The sequence below is a fragment of the Marinoscillum pacificum genome (assembly GCF_024714495.1).
Lineage (GTDB): Bacteria > Bacteroidota > Bacteroidia > Cytophagales > Cyclobacteriaceae > Marinoscillum > Marinoscillum pacificum.
Map to the genome: position 1 here is coordinate 150,542 of NZ_JAMZMJ010000002.1, position 25,719 is coordinate 176,260.

The 25,719-nt window shown below is 40.3% G+C and carries 14 protein-coding genes; 5 read left to right on the plus strand and 9 right to left on the minus strand.

Annotated features, from left to right (window positions below; genetic code table 11):
* Window positions 1–81: 81 nt before the first annotated feature.
* Both NXS00_RS07660 and NXS00_RS07665 read right to left on the minus strand, forming a co-directional pair.
* A complete protein-coding gene (locus NXS00_RS07660; protein WP_258098567.1) occupies window positions 82–1,203 on the minus strand; it encodes an Hpt domain-containing protein in 1,122 nt (373 codons plus the stop codon).
* Window positions 1,204–1,321: 118 nt separating this feature from the next.
* A complete protein-coding gene (locus tag NXS00_RS07665; protein WP_258098568.1) occupies window positions 1,322–5,269 on the minus strand; it encodes a PAS domain S-box protein in 3,948 nt (1,315 codons plus the stop codon).
* Window positions 5,270–5,680: 411 nt separating this feature from the next.
* On the opposite strand from NXS00_RS07665, the gene NXS00_RS07670 reads away from it, so the two are divergent.
* The 5 genes from NXS00_RS07670 (at window position 5,681) to NXS00_RS07690 (ending at window position 10,529) form a co-directional block, all read left to right on the plus strand.
* The gene (locus tag NXS00_RS07670; protein WP_258098569.1) at window positions 5,681–6,463 is read left to right on the plus strand and encodes a coiled-coil domain-containing protein; all 783 of its coding nucleotides are present in this window, start codon (window positions 5,681–5,683) and stop codon (window positions 6,461–6,463) included.
* 48 nt (window positions 6,464–6,511) lie between these two features.
* Entirely contained in the window at window positions 6,512–6,898 is a 387-nt protein-coding gene (locus NXS00_RS07675) for an STAS/SEC14 domain-containing protein (protein ID WP_258098570.1), read from the plus strand.
* Between the two features lie 171 nt (window positions 6,899–7,069).
* Window positions 7,070–8,263 carry a glycoside hydrolase family 88 protein gene (locus tag NXS00_RS07680; protein ID WP_258098571.1) on the plus strand — a complete coding sequence of 398 codons (1,194 nt, stop codon included), beginning with the start codon at window positions 7,070–7,072 and terminating at the stop codon, window positions 8,261–8,263.
* A gap of 6 nt (window positions 8,264–8,269) precedes the next feature.
* On the plus strand, window positions 8,270–9,577 hold the full coding sequence (locus NXS00_RS07685) for a BNR repeat-containing protein (RefSeq protein WP_258098572.1): 1,308 nt from the start codon (window positions 8,270–8,272) through the stop codon (window positions 9,575–9,577).
* A 109-nt stretch (window positions 9,578–9,686) separates the two neighbouring features.
* A complete protein-coding gene (locus NXS00_RS07690) occupies window positions 9,687–10,529 on the plus strand; it encodes a metallophosphoesterase (protein ID WP_258098573.1) in 843 nt (280 codons plus the stop codon).
* 323 nt (window positions 10,530–10,852) lie between these two features.
* On the opposite strand, the gene NXS00_RS07695 is transcribed toward NXS00_RS07690, so the two are convergent.
* The 7 genes from NXS00_RS07695 to NXS00_RS07725 all read right to left on the minus strand — a co-directional run bounded on the left by NXS00_RS07695 (window position 10,853) and on the right by NXS00_RS07725 (window position 25,664).
* Window positions 10,853–11,845 (minus strand): glycoside hydrolase family 43 protein, encoded by a 993-nt coding sequence (locus tag NXS00_RS07695; RefSeq protein ID WP_258098574.1) that lies wholly within the window; start codon window positions 11,843–11,845, stop codon window positions 10,853–10,855.
* A gap of 21 nt (window positions 11,846–11,866) precedes the next feature.
* A complete protein-coding gene (locus NXS00_RS07700; protein WP_258098575.1) occupies window positions 11,867–13,984 on the minus strand; it encodes a glycoside hydrolase family 43 protein in 2,118 nt (705 codons plus the stop codon).
* 9 nt (window positions 13,985–13,993) lie between these two features.
* Entirely contained in the window at window positions 13,994–17,092 is a 3,099-nt protein-coding gene (gene lacZ / locus NXS00_RS07705) for a beta-galactosidase, LacZ type (protein WP_258098576.1), read from the minus strand.
* Between the two features lie 166 nt (window positions 17,093–17,258).
* Window positions 17,259–21,311, minus strand: a complete 4,053-nt coding sequence (locus NXS00_RS07710) for a hybrid sensor histidine kinase/response regulator transcription factor (RefSeq protein WP_258098577.1) — start codon at window positions 21,309–21,311, stop codon at window positions 17,259–17,261.
* A 64-nt stretch (window positions 21,312–21,375) separates the two neighbouring features.
* Window positions 21,376–23,331 (minus strand): glycoside hydrolase family 97 protein, encoded by a 1,956-nt coding sequence (locus NXS00_RS07715; protein WP_258098578.1) that lies wholly within the window; start codon window positions 23,329–23,331, stop codon window positions 21,376–21,378.
* Window positions 23,332–23,334: 3 nt separating this feature from the next.
* Window positions 23,335–24,852 (minus strand): glycoside hydrolase, encoded by a 1,518-nt coding sequence (locus NXS00_RS07720; protein ID WP_258098579.1) that lies wholly within the window; start codon window positions 24,850–24,852, stop codon window positions 23,335–23,337.
* Between the two features lie 140 nt (window positions 24,853–24,992).
* Window positions 24,993–25,664, minus strand: coding sequence for a DUF3823 domain-containing protein (locus NXS00_RS07725; RefSeq protein WP_258098580.1), 672 nt, complete (start codon window positions 25,662–25,664; stop codon window positions 24,993–24,995).
* Window positions 25,665–25,719: the final 55 nt, after the last annotated feature.

Below are 25,719 nucleotides of genomic sequence, written 5' to 3' on the forward strand. Positions count from 1 at the left end.
AATAGATTTAATTTAGATTGAAGTTAACCCAATAAAGACCAAATAAACAGTGAAATTCGACCAACGGTACTTTACGAAAGATTAGGCTTTCTTGTAGCTTCTTAGCTTGGTTGTAACCGCGGTTGCTTCTTCTAAAAACACATCTAGCGCCTGATCAAAAGCCTTCATATTCCGAGCAATGGCAAATTCTTCCATTTTTTGGAGCTGTTTAGACAAATCATCTCTTTCTAAACTTTTAAAATTTGGTTTCATTTTGTGTGGCAACCTTTCGAGATCTTTCCAGTTTCTCTTTTGGTGAGCTTTGGCCAGTAAATCGATATCAGCATCCAGAGTATCAATGATAGTTTGTAGAATATCAATGACCATATCTGGATCTCCGCCAGTAATGTCACACAAGTATGGAAAATCATCTTCTACAGAATGAACGAGATCTGGTGCAATAGGGGAACCAATGACTACACAAGGTAATGTAATGAATATATCCAGATCATTGACAGTCTGCTGCCAGGATGCATCTGCATAATGTCCTGCATTTTTTATGATGACTTGTAAATCATCCTCTTCAGTATCAAAATTACAAACGACAACTATGGGGTCTAAAGAGTCTTTCAAATACAGCTCATTACATTTCAACAATAACTCTGTCAAAAGACGGTTTCGGTTTCCTACTAAAAACTTCGCTGTAAAGCCTAATTGAAATTGGATGTTTTTTGACTGAGGTGCTAAAGGATCATGAAAGACTATCCGAAGAGCTTCAGCAATATGTTCCAACTTAAATGGAATGTGAGGAACATTCGTTCCTAATAGCTCATCATCACTGTAAATCTCCTCAAAATAATTGCTCAGCAGATTCTTTGCTGAAGAGGCAGGTAAGTTCAGAAAATTGATGCGCTCCTGAATATGGAAAATCTTGGATTTCGGATCAATGGCCTTCTGCGATGAAGGAATTTTCTCAAGTTTAACCAGTATCTGATCTGCCTGTGTTTCCACACGGATGAAGTACATATCCTCTCCAATGTATTGCAAATCAGCACTATTCACCAATGGGATCTTACTTACCAGGGCTGTTTCACTCCAAAGCTCTCCACGTGGGATTTCAAAAAACGTATCAGAACTGTACGTAATTTTACCATTCAATTCACAAAATATGAACTGAACATTTTGTCTCAAATACGTCTTTTCTAATTGCGTTCTCTTTCCCACTAATCGATGAAATTACAATATTCAAATGTAGAATTTTCCATTTTGATCGATAATCCCTACTCGTTGAATGATACCAATATCCACGTTAAGTTGACCAATTCACAAGGCAAATGAAAAATCATTTTAAACGTGCAATAAATGATTGAAAATACTTTCTTTCTGCATACATAAATTCTTCAAAATTTAATCTAAATAAAGGCTGCAAAACAGCAATACTATACACCAAACCTTGTTTTTGAATCTTCTGAAAAAGTTCTGAAGCAAGATCTAACTGACTATCATCTAAAGCAACGGCGAGATTTCTCAAAACAGGTAAACATTCCTCTTCAAGTGCTTCGATAACTGCACGAGAAAACTGACTATCACCAAGAATTACCTTTGGGTCTAGGTCCTCTAGCCAAACAGCCTTATTCAAGACAACCTGTTTGGCATTTTCAATGATTTTGTCATAAAGCTCCCTTGGCTCAAATGGTTTACCTATATAACCATTCATACCAGCCTTCTTTACCTCATCTTCTACTCCTAAAAGCACGGATGCTGTCAACGCATAGATTGGAATTTCCTTAAAGTACGAATCCTCTAATCGACGAATCTTCTTCACAGCTTCATACCCATCCATTACCGGCATCTGAATATCCATCAGGATCATTCCGTACTGCTTTGACTTAACCAAATCCAATGCTTCCTGTCCATTGTCGGCAAAATCGTATGAGAACGACCAGCGATCCAAAAACTTAGATAACACCGTCTGATTTGCTTTATTATCCTCTGCAATCAAGAGATTAATACATTGATTATGCTGCGCTTGCTCCGTATTCAAGGTAGGTTCATTTACCGGTGAGCCAGAAACCTCTTCACCGATTGGTAAAAATAAATAAAACCAAAATTCCGCTCCTTTCCCCAATTCACTTTTGACGTAGATGTCACTATCCATTATGTTGAGCAGCTTCCGAGTGATGGCTAATCCAAGCCCAGTCCCACCATACTCTCTGGTAATACTAGAACTCGCTTGAGTGAAATTTTCGAATATACTTTCATGTTTTTCTTCTTCAATCCCTATTCCTGAATCCTTTACGAAGAACTTAATGTTATAGTATTCATCATATTGTTCAATGTATTCTATACGAATTTCCACACTGCCTTTAACAGTAAACTTGATAGCATTAGATAGAAGATTCGTCAATATCTGATTGAGACGAACAGGGTCTCCTTTGAAGTAAAGAGGCAGTTTTTCATCATACTCATAGATGAGCTCCAGATTCTTCTCCTCAAGTTTCAAGCGTAGTGTATCACATACACTATTGACCAGATTTTTTAAATCAAAATCAATCTTTTCTAAAATCATCTTCCCGGATTCTAGCTTATTAAAATCCAGAATATCATTGATCAATGCTAATAAGTTCATACTAGAGAACTTTAGCAAATTGAGGTTTTCTAACTGATCAGGTCTTGGCTGATCTCCAAGTAGCAAATTAGATATGCCAATAATCGCATTCATTGGTGTACGAATCTCATGTGACATGGTAGAAAGGAAGGTTTCCTTTGCCTTGGCTGCAGATTCTGCCACTTCTTTTGCCTGAAGTAATTCTTCTTCCTGCTTGACAAGCTCTGATACATCTTCAGTGAACATAATGATTCCTCCCACCTCATTCCGACTTTCATACCAGGGACGAACTTCCCACTTGATCCATTGATGAGTTCCATCACCTCTAGCAAAAAGATCACGCTCTTTACTTATGACTTCACCTTGTACACTTCGCTTATGAATAGTTTTCCAATCCTCTCCTATTTCAGGAAAGACCTCATAGTGACTTTTACCAAGTATATGAGTATCGCCCAGGTTATAATCTTCACTCCATTTGGCACTGGCCGCCACATATTCGATATGAGTATTAAACATTGCAATTGCCGCAGGTGCTGACCGCACAAACTCCCTTAATATTTCTTTTTCTGATACAAGCTGCTTTTCATAGACCGAACGCTCCTGCATAGAGCCTATCCATGAAGCCATCAAATTCAAAAAATCCAGATCATTCGCATCAAATGTTTTTATCTGAAAAGAAGCAAAAATCAAGGTACCTTTTACCTTACCATGCACTCTAAATGGTGCCCCAACTATACTTTTTACTCCTAAAGAATCAAACATATGATTCTTTTGCATTCGTCGGCCATCAAGCTCCCCTATTGCTACTGCTTTGTTTTTCGATTGAACATATGCAGTAAATGAATCTTCATATGGGATGTTCATTCCCTCGATAATGCCTGTCTGCATTTCATCATGCAAATGTTTAATCAAGACATTACCTTCATTGGAAAAGGTTAATAAACCCAACTGCATCTTCAGGTAAAAACACGATAACTCAAGTGCTTTCTGTATCCGTAGTTTCTCACTTAGGTAGTTATTAGTTGAGATTTCATTTAGCAGCTTTAAGCCTTCTTTATAGCGTTCAGCACGATCTCTTACAGCAATTTCTTCTGTAATATCTCGGGAATATATAGATACTCCTACAACGACACCTGTGGCATTTTTTATCGGATTAAAGTAATTCCTGAACGTCTTCTTTTGACTGTAGATAACTGCTGTTTCCTCTATTGAAAACCTCTCCCCCGCTAATGCTCGTTTATACTCGGCCTCAAGATTTAAGAACTTATGATCAGGATATATACTATAATCCCCTTCTCGGGGCTTAGAACCTACGATACTTGTATATATGTCTGCATAAACCTTGTTAAAAACGACGTTTCTAAAATTATGATCAATTGACCAAATAGCCGCATCCGTATTTTCAATAGTGGCTTCAAGGTTGTTTTTATGTGTCTGGAGAAGCATTTCAGCATCTTTTCTCGATGTTACATCCCTCGAGCTGGTTTGAATAGAAGTTACTTCGCCTTGGTCATCCTGTATGAGCTTCGTGTACGCTTCAAACCATATATATTTTCCATTCTTATGCCTATATCTAAACTCTAATCCATTAAAACCTTCTCCTTGAATATGATTGAGACTAGCCTCTGATTCCAAATATTTCACATCTTCAGGGTGAATAAATTCATAGGGACTTTTCCCTATCATTTCTTCCACTTCATACCCTAGCAAGTCCTTTACAGAGTCGGAAACGTAGATATATGTACCATCGGGCTGATGTAGACCTATCAGATCTTTAGTGTTTTCTGAAAGCAATTTGAGAGCCTGTTTTTCGGCTCGAAGAGTGGTTATATCTCTACATACACCAATGATTCTAATAACCTTCCCCTTCTTGTCATATTTCATCACCACATTCTGTCCCACCCAAATCTCGTCACCATGTTTGTTTACAAAAGGAAATTCCAGATAACTGGTTTCTCTTTGTTCTAATAGTTGCTGACGGTAATATTCAATCACCCTGGATTTATGACCTTTCTTAATTAGATCCCAATAGAAAATATCTCTTAATTCTTCAGGAGTGTAACCTGCCAGATCAGTGAATTTTTTGTTCACGAATTCAAATTGCCAATCCTTAGTCAATTCGAAAATGATATCATCTACACTATTTAATACATCTGAGTAGCGTAACTGATTTTGACGAAAGGCAATACTTTGAGATCTTAACTGCACCAATGTAGATGCTTGCACGGCAAGTGCACTTAAAGCTCTCTTTTGTTTCTTATTGAGCTTATGCGGTTTCGTATCTATGACACAGATGGTACCTAATGGTAACTTATTCTCATCAAGAATTGGCACACCTGCATAGAACTTTATGTGGGGATCACCTGTCACTAAAGGATTATCTTCAAAGCGCTCATCTTTATCGGCATCATTAATTTCCATTAATTCATCCGGAGAATTTATCGCATGAGCACAAAAGGAGCTTTCTCTACTGGTTTCAGACTTGTCAAATCCCTTAGCAGACTTAAACCACTGCCGGTCTGCATCAATGAACGAAATAAGCGAAATAGGAACACCACAAATGTAAGATGCCAACTCTGTCAACGAATCAAACTCATCTTCTGGAAGGGTATCCAAAATATTGAGAGAATGAAGAGCCTGCAGTCGCTCAGCTTCGTTTTTAGGCACTGGGGGTAATTTCATTATCTAAATGTTCGCAATTACAAGGTAATGAACGCAATCATTAGATTCTACAATCGGAAGAAAATAAAAAAAGCCTGGATGAAAATCATCCAGGCCGTTCCGCCAAAAAATCTCATTAAACCCTAACCACTGTTCAATGAAATCTGATGTAAAAGTAATAAAGCACTAAATCACGCACATTTGATATCGTTTACAGGATCGATTTACACGTTAAGTGAGTTTAATAAACCGTTTAACTGATTTTTGGCACGTCAAACCCCTAAAATCCCATCTAGGTAAATCACTTATTCTCTTGCCGAGATTTATCAATAACTGAACTAGATTCTATTTCATTTCAACGACTTTATTGATTTTGGGCTCAGTATTCATCGTTATTTCGCATCATAATCAACCTCGCCTTAACAGAACAACATGACAAATTCAATTAAGTACTTCTCAAGTATAGGACACAAACTAGGTGACTCTGAAGAAATCAAAGTTCAAAAGAGTTTCCTAGTATTCTTAGCTACCTTCATGAGCATGGGTGGTATCATCTGGGGAACACTTTTGGTTTCTTATGACATCATCTACCCGAGTTTTATTCCTTATGGATATGTGTTAATTAGTATTATCAATATTTTAGGATTCAAACTTTCTAAGAATTTTAAAGTAGCCAGAGTTGTCCAAATTTTCATATCAATGGCTCTTCCTTTTATGCTGCAAGCCAGCTTAGGTGGATTCTTACCTTCGGGAATGGTGATGCTATGGTCAATACTTGCCTTGTTAGCTTCATTATCATTCGAAAAGATGCGATATGCAATGATCTGGTTAGTACTTTTCGTAACGGGAACGGTATTTCTTTACCTGTATGATGATGTTTTCTATCAGTTTAAACCGGAGCCATTATCTGATGTATCACTCGGATTCCTTGCATTGAATGCGGTTATTATCAGCTCAGTAGTATTTGCCTTGGTTTATTTCTTTGTAGTGTTAAGTCAGGAAGCTCAGCACGAATTGGTTTCTTCTAATGACATGATTAGAAAACTGAACACCAAATTAGTTTCAAAAACACAACAACTGGAGAAAACACAAAAAGCTCTTCAAATATCCAATCAAGAGCTTCAGAATTCAAAAGAGCGTTTGTTAGAAATCACCAAGAAGCAGACAGAAATCAACGAGCGGTTATTAAAAGAAAAAGGACGAATCAGCGCCTAACATAACTTAATGAAATACATTGTTTAATAACATTAACCAATTATAGAAATGCTTAACAAAGTAGATATAACTCAAGATCACTTACTATCAAAAAACTGCATCAAATTCACATTCCAAGGCAAATTCACCACTCAGGCCTGTCATGAAGCGGTAGAAGAATTCAAATTGAAATTCAGCAATTCACTTGCTCCATTCAACTTTATCTGGGACTGCACCTCAATGTCTGGGTTTGATTTAGCTGCAAGAAAAGAATGGATAGAATTCATGAACTCTCTAGAAGGAAAACTGGGAAAAGTGAATGTGATCTCTGATAACATAGTCACTAGAGGTTCTGCAAGGCTTCTTTTAAAATTATTCCAATTGGAAGGTGAAGTGTATAAAAATTACGCTGAAGCATTACAAGCTAAAAAAGGCGCAGAATTAGAAGCGGCTTAACAAATAATTACTTCCTTGAATACTCGTTATCGAGTTACGAAAAGCAGCCATTTGGCTGCTTTTCACATTTATACTCATTCCACTTCAGATTAAGTCAGTTTCTCAACTTCATTAAGACTTTACTTTTCTATTTTTACTGGAGGCAATTTTTCAACAACAACTCTACTAAAAATGAAAATCAACCAACTCGCTTTTCTATTCTGCGCACTTTTGGCTGCATGTTCTGGTTCTGAACAGTCTTCAGAAGTAACATTTAATGATCAAATCAAGAGTATTTATGACCTGGGAGGTTCGCAGTACCAAAAACTGGCTTCCAATATTTCAACGAATCAATTCCCCAAAACTTTTGAAAACAACAAAGTACAAACCAGTGGTTCTGGCTGGTGGTGTTCTGGTTTTTATCCAGGGACATTACTCTACCTCTTTGAAGAAACTGGAGACTCTGCATTGCTCAATCTTGCAACTGAGAAACTATTGGAGTTGGAAAAAGAACAATACAATACCACAACTCATGACCTGGGATTTATGATGTTTTGCAGTTTTGGAAATGCCTATCGAATCACATCCAACCCTACCTATAAAGAAATCATCTATCAGTCCTCCAAATCTTTAATCACGCGATTTGACTCGACAATTGGATGTATCAGATCCTGGGACGCTGCACCCTGGAATGATCAATGGCAATATCCTGTAATCATCGACAACATGATGAATCTGGAAATGCTTCTATGGGCAGCAGAAGAATTCAATGATTCCACCTTTGCCGAAATTGCTAAAACACATGCTAATACCACGCTTAAAAATCACTACCGAGAAGATTTTAGCAGCTATCATGTCATTTCTTATGACACCATCACCGGAGAAGTAGAAAAAAGAAACACTTCACAAGGCTATGCGGATGAATCTGCATGGGCGAGAGGACAAGCCTGGGGGCTTTATGGTTTTACAATCATGTATCGTTTTACAAAAGATGAAACTTATTTGAATCAAGCGAGAAGTATTGCCAAATTCCTTTTAAACCATCCTAATTTACCGGAAGACAAAGTACCATATTGGGATTTCAATGCTCCAGATATTCCAAACACCAAAAGGGATGCTTCAGCTGGGGCTATTATAGCTTCCGCATTACTAGAATTGAGTGAATATGTGGATCAACCTTTGAGCGATGAATACTTAACAGTAGCAGAGACGATGCTTAAAACCTTATCCAATCAAGACTATCTCGCTAACCAAGGAGAAATTGGAGGATTCCTATTAAAACATAGTGTGGGGCATATGCCAAATGGAACTGAGGTTGATGTTCCTCTTAGCTATGCTGATTACTACTATATAGAAGCTCTAAAAAGATACCAAAACCTAAAGTAAGTAGGAATGCGTTTGATAAGTCAGACTTGTATAAGCCTGTTGGTTTTGTGGTGCAATTCGCTGTTTGCACAGACTGCTTTAAAACCTCTAAAATCCTACGTAGGTGAAGGCTGGGCGAAGAACTCCATCAATACTGTAATCTTTCGAAAGAATTCGCTCACTTCCAATGATAGTGTGCAATTCATAGCATATTATGATCCTGACGGATTTTTAGTATTGGGCAAACGGAAACACGCTTCCAAAGAATGGGAAATCAACACCACCCAATACAAGGGAAATGTAAGAGACGCTCACAATTCTGCCAGCATTGAACTTGATCAAGACGGGTACTTACATGTCTCATGGGATCATCATAACAACGCGCTTCGATATGCCAGAGGCACCACTCCAGGTTCACTAGAACTCGGCTCTAAGATATCCATGGTTGGCAAGCAAGAAAATGTGGTTTCTTATCCCGAATTCTATAAATCACCAGAAGGTGACTTGTATTTCTTTTATCGTGATGGAGGATCAGGAAATGGCAACATGGTCATTAATAAATATAAACCTGATACCCAAACCTGGGAAAGAGTCCAGACCAACTTAATAGATGGTGAAGGACAAAGAAATGCGTACTGGCAAGCTACCATAGATAATATGGGAGCCATTCATATTTCCTGGGTTTGGCGAGAAAGTCCCGATGTTGCCAGTAACAATGATCTGTGCTATGCCAAATCAGTAGATGGTGGAAAAACCTGGATGAATTCAAAAAACGGGATTTACAACTTACCTATCACTAAATCCTCTGCAGAGGTGATTCAGCAAATCCCTCAAAAAAGTGAGTTGATCAATCAGACCTCTATGACCACCGATCAAGAGGGCAATCCATTTATTGTGAGCTATTGGAAACCTCAAGGATCAGCTATTCCACAATTCCAGATAGTCTATGTATCTAAAAACAAATGGCATCACGAAAATCTTGATTTCAGAAAAACTCCATTCAGCCTGAGTGGAATGGGCACCAAACAAATACCGATTTCACGACCACAAATAGTGGTTTCTGAAAAGGATGTCCTTGTCATTTTCCGTGATGCAGAAAGAGACAATAAAGTCTCCCTTGCCCTGAATCAATTACCCTTCAACAAAGATTGGTCAATTACTGATTACTCAACTGCTGGATACGATGCCTGGGAACCTACTTTGGATCCTTGGCTTTGGAAAAATCAACAAGTGATAAGTCTATTTATTCAAAAGACAACACAAGTGGATGGAGAAGGACTTTCTGATAAAAAGAGTGCTGAAGTTGAAGTATTTGATCTTAGGTTTGAATATTAAAATATCAGAAGTAATTACCATTATTCTCTAGCGTAACTATATGCTGATGGGAATTTACGCGTTTCAAACTTGATCGCTGACTATAGAAGTGTTCTTATAACTTGTTAAAATGATCAGAAGAAAATTCATCAAACGAACCGTATTTGGAACAGTGGGAATCGGAGCTTTGACCGGACTATATACCTGGCAGGTTGAACCATTTTGGTTGGAGTTTGTCATACGTAAAATGCCAATTGCCAATTTGCCTGATCATCTCATAGGAAAAACACTAATGCAAATCAGTGATGTCCACATTGGAAACCGGTTTGACTATAGTTATATCATCGATTCTTTTAAAAAAGCACAAGCTAGAAATCCTGATTTTGTTGTTTATACAGGTGATTACGTCAGTTACGAAAACGAACATCAATACAAACAACTTGATGAAGTGCTTAAATATGTAGTTAAAGGAAGAATCGGGACCTTTGGGATTCTAGGAAATCACGATTACGGTAAGAATTGGGCAGAACAACATGTAGCGGATCAAATCTCTCACCAATTAGAAAATGCTGGTATCCGAATGCTCAAAAATGCCCAAGCCAATAGTGAAGGCTTGAACATCATCGGGTTTGATGATTATTGGGCTTTAAATTTCGCACCTGACAAAGTGATGAAAAGTTATAATGAAGCCAAAGCAAATCTTGTATTATGTCATAATCCAGATGTTTGCGATTTAGATGTTTGGAATGGCTATAAGGGCTGGATATTATCAGGACATACCCATGGAGGACAATGCAAACCACCATTTTTAGATGCCCCATTACTCCCGGTTGTAAATAAAGACTATTCACAAGGAGAAATCGACTTAAAAGATGGTCGAACGTTATACATCAATAGAGCAGTAGGTCATTTATGGCAAGTGCGGTTCAATGTAAGACCTGAAATCACCATATTCGAACTTGAAAAAGCCTAATACGCTTCCATTATATTAGATTATCATTCGCAATCCTTCATTTCACATCATTCTCAGGTTCCTTGCTCACCTATCAGGTTAGGAATGAATTCGGTTGCTCCCCAGGCGTAATTCTGTACAACCCCTTTCAGTTTCAACAATACAATAACTATAAATTTGATAAGTGAGAAAATAGAAATACTCCAAAGCCGTCATGATAATTCATAGTATTAATGCCTCTACTTTCTCAGCCATTCAATTCTAAGCTTATCAAACCATTTCGACTAAAAAAGCCCTTAAGAAAACTTCAAAAGGGCTTCAAACTAACTAGAAAAGTATGAAGATCAATCTTCGATTCCTTGCATAAAGTCGGGGAAACCAGCTTCCGTCCATTCTACAACCCGCGCCCGAGTAGCTCTATTTGGATCTGACAGTTCGTGACCTTGTATTTCTTTATAATCTCTGGCGTGGTAGATCATGACATCTGTCTCTCCATCTTCTGCTACGGTAAAAGAGTTGTGACCTGGACCATATCGCTTCAGTTCTTCGTTGGTATAAAACACTGGGCCAGGAGATTTCTGCCAATTGGCTGCATCGAGTAAGTCGGCATTTTCATCTATCCAAAGCAAGCCCATGCAGTAGTTTTGATTGGTAGCGCTGGCAGAGTAAGCCACGAAAATCTTTCCGTTTCTCTTCAGAACTGCAGGCCCTTCATTGACATTATACTTCACCGTCTCCCAGCGAAACTCTGGCACAGTGATCGTCACCTCAGGCCCTGTCAAAGTAGTTGGGTTTTTCATTTCAGCAAGAACCAAACCAGTACCTCCTCTATCTTCCATCACAGACTGGGCCCAAATCATATAGCGCTTGCCTTTATGCTCAAAAGTGGTAGCATCTAGCGAAAAAGACTCTCGCTGTGTCTTAATCCTACCCTCCTCTTTCCAACTTCCTTTCATAGGGTTTTCAGACGAATTGGACAATGCCCACATTCTTATATTCCAGATATTCTCTGTTTCTCCTGCCGCAAAGTAGATGTACCATTTGCCATCTATGCGATGAAGCTCTGGAGCCCAAATATGAGCTCCCATGACTCCTGACTCATGTTTCTCCCATACGACTTTCTCCTCAGCATCTTTCAAACCATTGATGGTCGGAGCTTGTCTAATGACAATACGGTCATACTCTGGCACAGTTGCTATTAAATAGTAGGTACCGTCTTCCTTGATTACCCACGGGTCTGCTCGCTGTTCGGCCAATGGATTATCAAACTGCGGTGATTGTCCATAACTACAAAGACAAAAGGTAAATACAAGGAATGCTCCAAGAAATAACTTCATACAAATTCTCGTGATCATTGACTAAAGCGATATTCCCGAAAGGGTTGGTTTTACCTGGATGATAGATCCATCTTCATTGAAATTCATCTCATCAATGCATACCTCTCTATTGAATCCTGCAGCATCTCCCATTTTAATTCCATTGGGTTTATTGAATCTATGATAAACGATGTACCATTGATCGTTTTCTTTCGAATAAACAGTGGAGTTATGCCCTGTACCATAGATCCCTTGCGAAGGGTCCTTCTCAATTACAAGGTTATCTTCAGGAATATTCAGTGGGCCTAACGGTGAATCTGCTGTTGCATATCTCACCCTGTAATTAGGGCTACGGGTATCATCTTCTGACCACATAAAGTAGTATTCCCCTTCTCTATAAAACACTTCCGTGCCTTCTCGAAAAGTCTGATCTGGAGTCATCACAGTAAGGGTTTCCTTTTTGATAGAAACCATGTCATCATTTAGTTCTACGGCTGCCATGTAGCCATTACCCCAGTACAGATAGTTCTTACCAGAAACCGGATCATGAAACACATCTGGATCTATTTCCTGACCTCCTTTTACCCCTTCTGGTCTAAAGTCGATGAGTGCTTTTCCAGAATCTACAAAAGGTCCATCAGGATTATTAGCTATAGCTACACCTATTTTTTGGGCCGCTGTGAAGTAGTGAAAGTATTGATAGGCATCACCGGTTTTTACCTCAATAGCACAAGGTGCCCAGGCATTTCTATCCGCCCACTCTACATCAGTAGTCAAGTCTATGATCTTTCCTTTGTTTGTCCAATTCATCAGATCAGGAGACTCAAAAACCTCAAAATATTTGCCCGACCACCCATGAAATCCGTCACTTGTAGGATACAGATAGTACTTCTGCTCACGCTCTGAATAAATGATTTCAGGATCTGCATAAAATCCATCTAACACAGGGTTGCCCAATGCAGGGACAGAAACTTGAACCTCCTGAGACACATCTCCCATACTAAAGGTGTAGGTCACTGCTCCATTATTAAAATCTTGTGATTCAGTTGGTGAAACGGCCACTCCGGGATAAACATCAAGTTGTGGGTCAAACTGACTCACATCTGTCCCTGGCTTCACAGGAATGATGATTTCTTGATCCGTAATCTCAAAATTATTGGATTTGGCTGCTGGATTATTGGTACCGTAAGTCAGTCCTCCTAGCTTTCCCCATTTAGACATCAATCGATCCATTTCTTCCTGAGTAATCGGAATAACCGAACCATGACGCGGATGGAAATTCATATTGATATCCTCATCAATAACTTTGAATGTCTTCAAATCATCACTCACACAAAACTGGTATTTACCAGAGGTGTACATGTCGTACATGAGAATGTACTGACCAGTAGTGTTGAGTTGGAAAGTACCCGATCCCTCTACCGCACTTTCTGTCTGATCTACAAATCCTTCCTGCACTTCATAGCCTTCATTGATCTTATCGGAGATGGCCAGCATTATACCTTTCGCATCATTGTCTTCATTTTTGAAAAACAAATAGAACTTGCCGTCTTTCTTCACGATATCTCCATCAATGCAAGCTCCTTCTTTGTACAGTAACTGCTTTGGCTCTGCTTCTAAACCTGAAAAGTCTTCATTGGCGTAAGCGTAGTAAATAATATCACGACCACCAGGCTGCAGCATCGACCAGTACAACATGTACTTACCAGCAGCATCGTCATAGATAGTCTGCGGTGCCCATACTCTAAAGACGTCTCCAAAAGTCTCTGTATACGTTTCTGGTATATCAATAACGGTATGTTCCCAGCTCACCAGATCCTTTGATTTAAGCATGACCATAGCTGTATTTTGCCATCCCATTTCTGGCACATACAAGTCAGTCAACACCATGTAAAACCAGCCATCCTTACCTCTGAGAATGTGTGGATCACGTACTCCGCCACTCCTACTGATGGACTTAGAATCGATGATTGGCTCGTTGTTATTGAGTGCATAATAGGAAAAACCATCTTTACTTAACGCATAATGTACTTGCTCCTGACCTGGGCCATTGCCTGTAAAATATGCAAAAAGGTAGCCCGTGTATTCAGGGTCTTTAGGTCCACAGCCGATAAGCAATGACACCAATAAAATACCTGATAGTATCGTTTTGTAATTCATAATAGATGGTTAGGGATTTATAATTTCTAGTTTATAAGAATACACATAATGATCATCTGTCAATAAGTAAGCCTTATGCGGATACATACCCCAGCTATTATCACCTCCCAAACCTCGCTGAGCCAGATCTATGTGAAGTGTTACCTGATCCTTATATCTAAGATCTGTGGGGTGTTGCTGTTTCTTGGTTAAGCCGGGATCCAAATCCTCTGTCTTCAAATTTAGGGCACTGAAACTTAACGGCTGAGCACCAGAAATCAATAGTCCATTTCCTGATTCATTGGTCAAGCGTACCCAACGTGTATCAGTATGGTAGCCATATTCTTGTGGTCGGATGTAGGGCATTTTCTGCTCATTGACTTTTGACTGATAAACACCCAAAAAAGCAGCAGTATTTCTATCTGAATAGTTTTCCTCCGGCCCACGACCATAGTACTCCAGGTTATTATACGCACCAGGCACATCCATACGCATCCCAAATCTTGGTAGCTCTGGTAACTCCAATCCTGACATATCCAGTGTGGAAGTAATCGATATGGATCCATCATTGGCGATCAGGTAAGCAATGGTATACGGAGCATGAACATCGGTAAGCTCATAGGTTACAGTGATCGGAAGTCCTGATTTGGATTGCTCCCCAACCACTACAGATTGTAGCTTTCTATTAGCATGAGCAGTTCGCCAAACACCCAATCGTGAAGGCATCTGATTTCCAAAATCGTTATCCACAGGTGCTCTCCAGAAATAAGGCTCCGGTAGCCTCCGGAAACTAATCTGATCATTTTTGTATTGAGTGAAGACGCCCCATCCTTTGTGGAATACTCCAGAAACCACCCCGGAACTAAACTTGATTTGATCACCATCTATTTCCACTAGCAGTGAACCATTGGCTACTTCAGCTTCAAAACCATAGTCACTTAATAAGAATTGTTCTCTGGCAATCTCATGACCAGCAGGCACCACATCCGTTGATTCTTTGGTATATGCATATACATTCAGCACATACTCAACACCTCTCTCCGGTTTCGCCAGTTTGATCTTTTTCGTTACTTGCTGATGAGGGTCAGCTGCTAGTTTTATTTCCTCTCGACTTATCGACTTACCATTCCCAAGTAATTCATATTCAAAACGGAATTGATTAAGGTTAGTAAAATCGAAGTAATTCTTAGCTGTTAAAACCTGACTTTTCGAGTCAAAATCAAATAGTATGTTTTGGTAGACTTTTTTGACCTCTGCAAGGGCAGGATGCGGAGTACGATCTGCAGCTACCACTCCATTGGCACAGAAGTTCTCATCATTTTGATAGTTGAGACCACCTAGATCTCCACCATACGCCCAGAAAACACCATTTTCATCTTCCGTCTTCAAACCCTGATCTACCCAGTCCCAGATAAATCCTCCCTGCATGTGAGGACTGCCCAGGATGATATCCCAATATTCCTGAAAGTTGCCATTGCTATTGCCCATGGCATGAGAGTACTCACACATGATGAATGGTCGCTCAGCTTCTGAACTCGCATATCGCTTCATATAGTCAATCGAAGGATACATAGGAGCGACAATGTCCGTATTCTTATTTTCTCCAGCCTGTTCAAACTGCACTGGTCTGGAAGGGTCAAAAGATTTTATCCATTCATAAGCATCATAAAACACCTGACCATTACCACACTCATTTCCCATAGACCAAAGGATTACAGATGGATGGTTTTTATCTCGCTTTACCAGACGCTGAATTCGGTCCATATGTGCTGGAGCCCATTCCTCCAGATAGGCTGGGTGTACCGATTTATCGAACCAGCCCTGCAGCTCTGCTCCCATATGATGCGTCTCTATGTTAGCCTCATCTACCAGGTATAAACCGTACTGATCGCACAGCTTGTACCAAAGAGGGTTTTGCGGGTAGTGACTTGTACGCACGGCATTGATATTGTTTTGCTTCATAAGCCGAATGTCTTTCATCATGGTTTCTCGGCTAGGCACATGTCCCAACACATCGTCATGAATGTGCAAATTCACTCCTTTGACCAAAATCGGTTGGCCATTGACCATCAGTTGTGCGTTTTTTATCTCTACCGTGCGGAAACCAACCTGCTCACTGGTTACCATAGTTATGGCACCCTTGGCGTCTTTCAAGGTAATGACACAATCGTAGAGATTAGGAGTCTCTGCACTCCATTTGGCTACATCTTTAATCTGGCCTTCAAACAGCATAGGAGAAATTACATCAGTAAATGTCTGCTCAGAAGTATAGATAGCTTTTGTCTGTCCTACAGGGAGTAGCTCTACTTTTAGACTACCTGATTTGGGTGCTTTATCATCAAAAGACTTAAGATCAATGGCAGCGCTAAACTCTCCGTGTTGGTAATTGGCATCAAATCCTGCTTCCAGGTAAAAGTCCCAAACAGTGAGTTTTGGCAGGGCGTACAGAAACACATCCTGCTCCAAGCCACTCAATCGCCAAAAGTCCTGATCTTCGATGTAACTACCATCATGCCATCTAAAAACCTGCATGGCAATTAGATTTTCGCCTTTAGTCAGGTAAGGCGTGACATCAAACTCAGAAGGAGACTTAGCCACTTTGGTCATCCCAACTTCCTGACCATTAACAAAGACTTTGGTATATCCTGACACAGAAGATAAATTCAATATAACTTCTTTGCCAAGCAAGTCATCTTTCAGGTTAAACGTCTTCCGGTATGTTCCCACAGGATTATAGTTTTCATCCTGATATGGAGGATTTTTCGGAAAAGGATAAACGACATTCGTGTAGATAGGCAGACCAAAACCTTCGATTTCCCAATTGGCTGGCACAGTAATGTCACTCCATTGGGAATCATCCAACGCTACCTCATAAAAGTTGGTTGGACGATCTGATGGTTTCTTTACAAAATGAAACTTCCAGTTACCATTTAGAGATTGGAAATATGGAGAGTCAAAAGCATCTTCCCTGGCACTTTCCCTATCCGGATAGGCAATAAAGTCCGCACGACCTTCCAATTTATTTCGTTCGAAAACTGAGGGGTTTTCCCATTCGTTTTTGGCTGTCTGGCCGAAAGCCATCGAGCAGGCAAGCAATCCACATGAAAGTGATGCCAATAGTTTGTTCATTCTTTGCGATTTAGGATATCTAACTTTTGGTAATCTTTAACCAATTCAAATATCCGTGTAAACCTCTCAAACCATCAGGGCATCATCATTCAGAGGGGAGGGTATTATTGATCAAAAGTGCTTCCAGCACATGAAAACCAACAAATAACAAAAGAAAGCAACTCTATCAATCTACAGCATCTTCGGCCTTTTCCAGCTGCTCTGCTCTATATTCTGATGGGCTCTTACCAAACTGTTCTTTGAAGCACTTGCGGAAGTACTTGAGATCCGCAAACTCTAGCGAGAAAGCTACTTCAGTGACCGTCATATCTTCTGACAATAACAATTGTGCAGCACGTTTGATACGAATTTTACGAATGAATACCTGAATAGAAACTCCCGTTAGAGACTTGATCTTGCGATATAGCGCACTCTGACTCATACCCAGTTCTTTGCATAGCTGTGGCACGCTAAACTCTGATTGCTCAAGCATCTGTAGTGTAATCTTCTCTGCATTGAGGACAAACTCAGCCTCCCGTGTACTCTTGGTGCTCTCAATATCAATGAGATCATTAGATTCATACCGGATCTCTAGCAGTTCTCTGTTTTTCAATAAGTTAGACACTCTAGCGAATAAAACCTCCGAAGAAAACGGCTTGGTAATGTACCCGTCCACTCCTACTTCATACCCCTTCACCTTGTCGTGTTTGGAGTCTTTGGCAGTAACCATGATCAACGGAATATGGCTCGTAGCAATATTGGCTTTAATTTTCTCACAAAACTCTAGTCCGTCCATTCCCGGCATCATCAGGTCTGAGACTATTACGTCTGGTGTGTTTTTGATGGCCAGATCATAAGCTTCCAGGCCATTTTCAGCCTTCACCACATTATACTCACTCTCAAAAATGGATTCGATATAAGCAGCAATGTCTTTGTTATCATCCACCACCAAAATCATTTTCTCACTCTCTTTTTGTTTCAAAGAGATTACCTCCTCTTCGTCCAATTGGCCTGCATCCAAAATTTCTGCTTCTTTCTTGGCTGAGTCAATAAATCGCACGTTGGTCATCTGATCGTATTTCTCCTTACCCCGAGGTATTCTTACTGTAATGACAGTTCCAACATTGAGATCACTCTCCACTTCAATGGTGCCTCCATGGAGTTCTACAAAGCTTTTGCTCAACGCCAAACCAATTCCTGTGCCGCCACTACTGTAAGAGTTGCTGGCTTGAAAAAATGGCGAGAATATATTTTTCAATTCTTCATTGGCAATACCAACTCCCTGATCTTTTACCTCAATGATGATGTAGCCATTTTCCTCAAAAACACCGAAGTTGACAGCCTTTCCTACAGGAGTGAACTTAAATGCATTAGAAAGGAGGTTGTTCATCACTATTTGAATTTTCTCCAGATCTATCCACACCTCCAATTCATTCTGACAATAAAAACCGAACTTGATCTCTTTCTCTTTGGCCAAATAACCAAAGCTCTCCGCTTCTTCCTGAGCCAGAATTTTGATATCATGATACCCAACATTGAGAGTGGTCTTATTCATCTCAATCTTCCTAAACTCCAACATACGATTAATAAACCGGAGAATTACGTTGGTATTTTTCTTAATCAATCGCAAATACTTGATGTGCTGTGGACTCTCTGCTGTCTGCATCAGGTCATTAACAGGACCTTGTATTAAGGTTAGTGGTGTTTTTAGCTCATGAGAAAAATTGGTGTAAAACCTTAATTTCTCCTGCATAGCGGCACTTTCTTTCTCTCGAAGCTCTTGTTCGAATTCCAGCTTTTGCCTCAATGCCAAACGACTATGACTAAATCTGTTAAGCCTCCAAATTATAAGTATCAACACCAATAAATACAACACATAGGCCTGCCATGTCTTCCAAAGTGGTGGATCCACAGTGATTGCTAAGGATCGCTCAACACCAGTTTCCACACTTTTCACCTTGAAGATATATTTACCCGGCGGCACATTTCGGTAAGTAGCCTCATTGGACTCAGCACCATATTGCCACTTCTTATCATAATTTTGAAGCATGTACACAAAATCATTTTCTCGATGTGCTGTGAAACCAGGATAGGAATACTGAATCGAAAAAATATTATCTGTATGACTCAGCTTGATTCTGTCGGTAAGAAAAATACTCTCCCCATCAGGGAAAATCTCTGAATTCACAGGATTCACCACCTGATTAAAGACCTTTAACTGATTAAGTATGATTTGATTATTGCTCTTGTTGTTGAGTAAATCCTCTGGATAGAAGGTGTTCATCCCATGAATACCTCCCAACACTAAAAATCCTGCATTTGATAAAAGGATTGAACCAAAGTTGAAGTGTCCTCTTTGGAAGCCATCTTCAGAACTAAACTGCCAAACTAATTTTCTAGATGGGCTGAAACAAACCACTCCTGTATTGAGCGTCATCCACAGATTGCCCTGTGCGTCCTTTTGAATAGCAGAAACGGTACGTCCCGCCATAAAATCAAGCTCTGGCAACTCTAAAAACTTATCCTGATGTATATCAAATGCAACCACTGCATTGTGTCGCGTGGCTACCCAAAGCGTATCCTGATCCAGGTACATATCAAATACCACATCCTTGGCATGCACTTCATCCTTACTCCAGTGAGAATCTAAGACTTTATCGCTAAGCCAATTGTATTTAATTACCCCACGACTATAGGTTCCTAACCACATGATCCCATCACCAACGGAAGTAATGGATCTGATGTCCCAGTTAGGAATAGCTGTTGCCAAAACCAACCCTTGGTTGCTTTCATCATAGTAGTATAGTCCACCTTGATTGGTCCCTATGTACATGATCCCATTCTCTGTTTCATAGAAGCATCGAATGTCATTGACAATCATAATGGAATTAGGAGAACTAATGCTAAAATGGTGAATAAGTCGGAAGCTTTGATCATAAACATAAACTCCATGGGCGTAGGTTCCCAGCCATAGTCTGTCTTTTGAATCCAGCGTAGCTGCAAGAATCGCCTTATCGGAAAGCTCTGGGAAAATATTGTTTTGAATATGCCCGGAAGCAGGGTCAAACAAACTCACACCAGCACCATCGGTTCCGACCAGTATAGTTCCATCATTTAACTCGGTTGTTCCCCAAACCCTATTATAAGCCAGTGAAAAATCAGATTCATAATACTGTTCGGTAGACTCCCTAATTATTTCCCCATCTGGATTGAAAACATTGATCCCACCATTGTGCGTACCGAGCCAAAAGTTACCTTTCTGCTCTTTGTATATCTTGCTAATGGTGTTGCTGGAGGTTCCAAACTCATCAGGTCTATTGGTGTAGTGGCTGAGTAAATGATAATTATTGGTTTGAATATCCACGGTGAAAAACCCCTGAAACCTGGACCCCAACCACATTTGCTTCTGATCGTCGATATAGATGGTTAGATAGTCATCAACAGGCAGCACTTGCTCCAGACCTCTATCTATGATTTTGGTAGAATCATCTGCTGCTACCTCCAAACCATAAACACTTACCTCAGTAGTTAACCAGCCCCGGCCATCATCATCGAGCCAAAACTCGAACTGCTGAAGGTTACCTCTATTGGCCAGGTCCATGGCACTGAAATAAACTATCTTCTCCGAAACCAAGTCATACCTAATGACTCCTATGGTACCGACCAACGCCCACAAATACTGACCATCGAGAGTCAAATACAGAATACTAAATTCACTAAAATTGAGACCAGAACTCTTATCTAGCAAATTCAGTTCAGTAACCTGTCCGTCCTTCACCTGCAGGATACCAGAATCATATTTACCAAAATATTGGGTACCATCTTCACTTTCCGCAATACTGCTAATGCGTCCATTGATTTGATCAGGAAGATACCTACTCACCACATCACTCTGGTAGCTGTACTTCCCGACACCATCATCGGTCATGAGCCAAACATTATTGGAACCATCTAGATATAAACGCTCCACGAAGTTGTTGTGCAACAAATGCGTCTTGTCTCTAGCCTTTAAAAATTGTTGAAACCCAAAACTTTGATAACGAAACAGTCCTTCGTTGGTCGCAACCCAAATCTGCCCCAAGGAATCCTGGATGATATCATTGACTACATTATTACTGAGTCCATGAGATTCATCCAACCGATGAAACTTATATTGTTTGAAAAGCTTGTCTTGAGCAGCACCATGGTTAAGTATAAATCCTAAGATTAGAATAACTAAATACTTGTCCCATGTACTCATCTGCCTTCTCAATTGCTCTTCTTATAAGTTAATTAATTTTCTCACAAAATGACTAACACATAGATTACTCACCAAACACTAACACAGCGCCACCTTCTCCCAGTACATCAACACTGATCGTTCCATCTTTTTTGACCTGCTTCGAGTTATTGCCAACAGAGCGATCTTTTTCATCGCTAAGCAACTGCACTTCTTTACCGGCTAGCATTGGCAAGTCTAGTTTGATGGTACGCTTCTCCTTAGTACCATTGACCACCGCCACGTACCAGTTGTCACCATTACGTCTGGCTATCGCACAGTAATCTTCTGGCTGTCCACCAATATATACCGTCTCATCCCATACGGTAGGAACCTTTCTCAAATAGTCGAGCACGAAATCAGGCTGCTCATCCAGGTTATTTGGAGTCAATCCAAAATGCTGCACTGGAGAGAACAATAACACTGCTGTTGCCAACTCAAAGGCTTCTGTAGTCCTGCGAATCGACCCTCCTTTTTGATCTTTGGAAAGTCTTTTATTTAAAAAAACAGGTCCAAAATCCATAGCGCCAACGGCGTTTCTAGTAAACGGCATGATGGTAGCAGTTCTGGCATAATTATCTGTAAAGGATTGCTGAAAAACCAAATTTTCTGAAGCCAACACGGCTTCTGAACTGACGTAATTTGGAAACATTCTCTGCCAGCCCCTTGGCAATGTACAACCGTGGAAATTTACCGCAATACCATATCGATTAGCCTCCGTGAGGATATCCTCATAGAGTTTCATTGTCTCCTGTTTATCCCCACCGAAAAAATCCACTTTAATTCCCTTCACACCTATGCTTTGCAACCAGGCCATTTCCTTTTGGCGTTCAGGTGCGGTGTTCATTATATCCTGTGGTGTTTGTGGTGCATTGTTCCACCAGCCATTGGAGTTGTACCAGAGAATGATACTCACGTTCTTTGCTGCTGCGTAGTTTACCAACTCTACCATGCGATCACGACCTATGCGCTGATCCCACCAGTTGTCAATCAGCACATATTCGAAATCCAGTGCTGCAGACAGATCTATAAATTTCTTCTGGTCTTCGTAATTGATACTACCATCTTGCCATATAATCCAGCTCCACGTAGAACGTCCCATTTGATACGCTTGAGATGGTTCGTACAGCGGATCGACCAAATCAAAAGCTACCGTAGACTCTATGATTGGCTTGAGTGTCTCTCCAATTGTAATTGTTCTCCACGGAGTTTTGGCAGGCATAGCCATAGATGGAAAGTTGTCACCTATATGATTGTTCTCACCCTTCTGAGGAAACTCAATGGTAAATAATCCTTCCTTACTTCCTTCGCTAAGCCTTGAGCCTACATAGGTACTACGCACACCTGTTTCGGAAATCAACACCCAACCTCGATCTGCTATTTTGAAAAGTGCAGGAAAAACATAGCCAACACCGATTGTAGATGGAGTACCTAAATCGGCACTCAACGTATAATCTTCTTCATAAGACGGCTTGGTTGTTTCCCAACCTGTTGCGGGTAAAGCTTGAGGAGATATATAAGTCGTTGCATCATCTGGCAAATCAAAGCCTGATACCTCACTCATTATCTTGATGTGTTTGTGCTTTGAAGTAGCAACCTGATAACTATATGCCACATCTCGGTTAGCCACTCTCAAATAGATATGAAGAGTATCTTCTTGCTCATTGAGCAGTGTAACATCTAATTCATTGGCTTCATAATCCACATGACTCACCTTGGCATTGGTCATATCATAGGATTTACTCACTTTCTTGATCGTGTGATCAAAGAGTGTCAAACCTGAAGTAAAATCTCCTATAGAAGTAGAAAGTCCCAGAGGAGAGTCTTGCAAGAATTGCTCTCCAGCTAATAAAACTCTATAAGTTGGTGTACCGTCATTGAGGTTAAATACTACCGCCAATTGATCATTAGGACTTTTTACGGAGATAGAACTCTGAGCAATGGCAGTCATCAGACCACCAAACAGGAAAATAAAAATGAAAGTATATTTCAATTTGATCATTATTTATTCAAATATAAATGTAGTAACCGAACGTGCAGATATGGAAAGTTGCTCATCATTTTCAAGCGTTTGTAAAGCTAAATCCTCGGTATCTGAAGTCACATAAACTTCTCTCAAGTTCTTACCTGGAATTGTAAAGTCAACTTCTTGGGCTTGGGGTGTAGTGTTAATGACCACCACAACTGACTTATTGCCATCAGGTGACTTATAAGCTGAAACAAGCAATGGACTATTTTTGGTCTGCACATCCATTCGAACATAACCTGGACGAACAAACCTGCTATAATTCCCTAAAGTCCAGAGCATCTTACTTTCGGAATATGTTCCGTCGTTTTGGTTTTTATCTATGTAAATAAGACCATCCTTATAGTCATAAGGAGATATCGCTAACCACCAATGCCAGGCAGCCGCATTGGCCACAGTGAGATCTGCATGAATCACCTTAGCCATATACAGAGCAGGAGTCATTCCCAGGTCTCGACCATTACCGTCAATTTCGCCATCATTACCTCCTAAGATGCAATATTCGGACATCCAAAAATCAACTCCTGTACTGGCTTGCGAAAGTTGCTCTCGAACTGACCAAAGCTTGTCCTTTGGCGAAGTAGTGAAGTAGCTATGACCAGAAACAGCTTTACTAATGTGGGAAAGGTTACCCAGATAATTCTCTGAGTTTGAATCAAAAAAGGCTCCTAGCTGTGATGCGCGTCCCGGTTTATCGGCTTGCTCGTAGAGGAAGTTGAGTTGTGCTGCCTCTGCTATATCTATCTTGATCGTGAGATCTTTAGTTTGTAATTGCTGATTGAGTACTCGGGCGATACCTGCTATTTCGTGATTCCAAAACGGAGTGCCTTCTTGTCCTCCATCTGCCCAATCCCATTGTGGTTCGTTGACCGGACTGATATAGTCAACTTCCAGTCCCATTTGAGACATTCCCTCCACTGATTTCACCAGATAGTCCGCAAAATCATCATACCTGGATTCCTCTAAATTAGATGTGGATCCGCTATCGCTGTAAGCCTTCCTATTTCTGGTCATACTTACATGTGGGCTGTTACAAAACAATAACAACTTTTCTACATTTCGCTCTTTGGCAGCTTTTGCAAACCACACCTGGCCAGACATAGCTGACCAATCATAGCTACCATCAGCCTGAAGGAAAGACTGTCCTCTACGCCATGCATCACCAATACCACTACCGACTCCCTGATCAGCACTACCGGCTCCTAAATTGTACCGCCAGATAGATAAGCCAATTCCTTTTGGGTTGCCCTTACCATCCATCTCTTGACTAAAGAGCAAATCCGCCATGGCGTTTTTCTTAGGTATTGGCCAGTTGCCGACAAACTGACAAGACCAGGCATCTGATGCTCCAAAGTGCTCAATGGTCTGATAGGTCTTCTGTTCGTTGACTACATAAGTATAGACAGGGTTAGCGCTACTCGAACTGGTGTCTACCGTTGTTCCTGCACAGGAGAAACAGACATAGCAGATGACGATGATTTTTGATATTGTTCTCAAAATCCTTGAATTAACAACTCTACCTGCCGCATTCTACTGAGGACAGTTGAGCTTATTGTGGAAATAATTAATCAGAAGGCATACAAAGACCAATGACCCAAAAATCTTTCTGGGTCATGGTCTGGTATATTTTTCAGTAATTAAATGTCTAGTTTTTGCACCTCGGTATAGGAAAACTCCCCAGACATATTGGACCTTACCCCTACTCTCACAAACAAGTACTCTTCGTCCTTCAGGTGTTCAGGAATAGTTGCTTGAATGGTATTTTGGCCACCTAATGTAATATTGGAAATATCAGCTCCAGCTATGTGTTCGTTTTTATTCTGATCAGTCAACACCGCGTAACCGAGATAAAGGTTGACCTCCTGTATAGCAGCAGCGTCTACCACCTGATCAATAGTGAAAGTAACACTCACTGTGTTGTTCCCAACCTGATATGTTTCATCATGCAAACTAAAGTATGGTGTAACAGGCACGTCAAACTCTGTATGTCCATTTACATTGACAATAATTGTATCGCTAAGTTCTGCTAGCCACGGAGCACCTGCCTTACGCACCAGCTTATACTCTCCATCAAATAAAGAGACTGAGTATGTGCCGTCCTGAGCAATGAAAATCGGTATGTTCTTGGATAGCTCATATCCATCTTGCCACAGTTCCAACTGCGGGCCATTGGTCCTTACTCCTACCGCCTGACCATCATAAACCACCTGACCATAAAGTATAGCCTGAGGTTCTTCATAATTATCATATTCGCAAGCTCCAAACACGAGAGCTGTACCAAGCAATATATATATGATGTAATTTTTCATTTTAGTACTTTTTATGTTTTTCAAACAGGTTGAGACCATGTAGTCTCAACCCTTA

What these genes read in the sequence shown, in the direction of transcription:
- NXS00_RS07725 (WP_258098580.1), bottom strand. Translation starts at nt 25,664, where the DNA reads ATGAAAAATTACATCATATATATATTGCTTGGTACAGCTCTCGTGTTT.
- NXS00_RS07675 (WP_258098570.1), top strand. Translation starts at nt 6,512, where the DNA reads ATGCTTAACAAAGTAGATATAACTCAAGATCACTTACTATCAAAAAAC.
- NXS00_RS07670 (WP_258098569.1), top strand. Translation starts at nt 5,681, where the DNA reads ATGACAAATTCAATTAAGTACTTCTCAAGTATAGGACACAAACTAGGT.
- NXS00_RS07695 (WP_258098574.1), bottom strand. Translation starts at nt 11,845, where the DNA reads ATGAAGTTATTTCTTGGAGCATTCCTTGTATTTACCTTTTGTCTTTGT.
- NXS00_RS07665 (WP_258098568.1), bottom strand. Translation starts at nt 5,269, where the DNA reads ATGAAATTACCCCCAGTGCCTAAAAACGAAGCTGAGCGACTGCAGGCT.
- NXS00_RS07715 (WP_258098578.1), bottom strand. Translation starts at nt 23,331, where the DNA reads ATGATCAAATTGAAATATACTTTCATTTTTATTTTCCTGTTTGGTGGT.
- NXS00_RS07685 (WP_258098572.1), top strand. Translation starts at nt 8,270, where the DNA reads ATGCGTTTGATAAGTCAGACTTGTATAAGCCTGTTGGTTTTGTGGTGC.
- lacZ (WP_258098576.1), bottom strand. Translation starts at nt 17,092, where the DNA reads ATGAACAAACTATTGGCATCACTTTCATGTGGATTGCTTGCCTGCTCG.
- NXS00_RS07680 (WP_258098571.1), top strand. Translation starts at nt 7,070, where the DNA reads ATGAAAATCAACCAACTCGCTTTTCTATTCTGCGCACTTTTGGCTGCA.
- NXS00_RS07700 (WP_258098575.1), bottom strand. Translation starts at nt 13,984, where the DNA reads ATGAATTACAAAACGATACTATCAGGTATTTTATTGGTGTCATTGCTT.
- NXS00_RS07710 (WP_258098577.1), bottom strand. Translation starts at nt 21,311, where the DNA reads ATGAGTACATGGGACAAGTATTTAGTTATTCTAATCTTAGGATTTATA.
- NXS00_RS07690 (WP_258098573.1), top strand. Translation starts at nt 9,687, where the DNA reads ATGATCAGAAGAAAATTCATCAAACGAACCGTATTTGGAACAGTGGGA.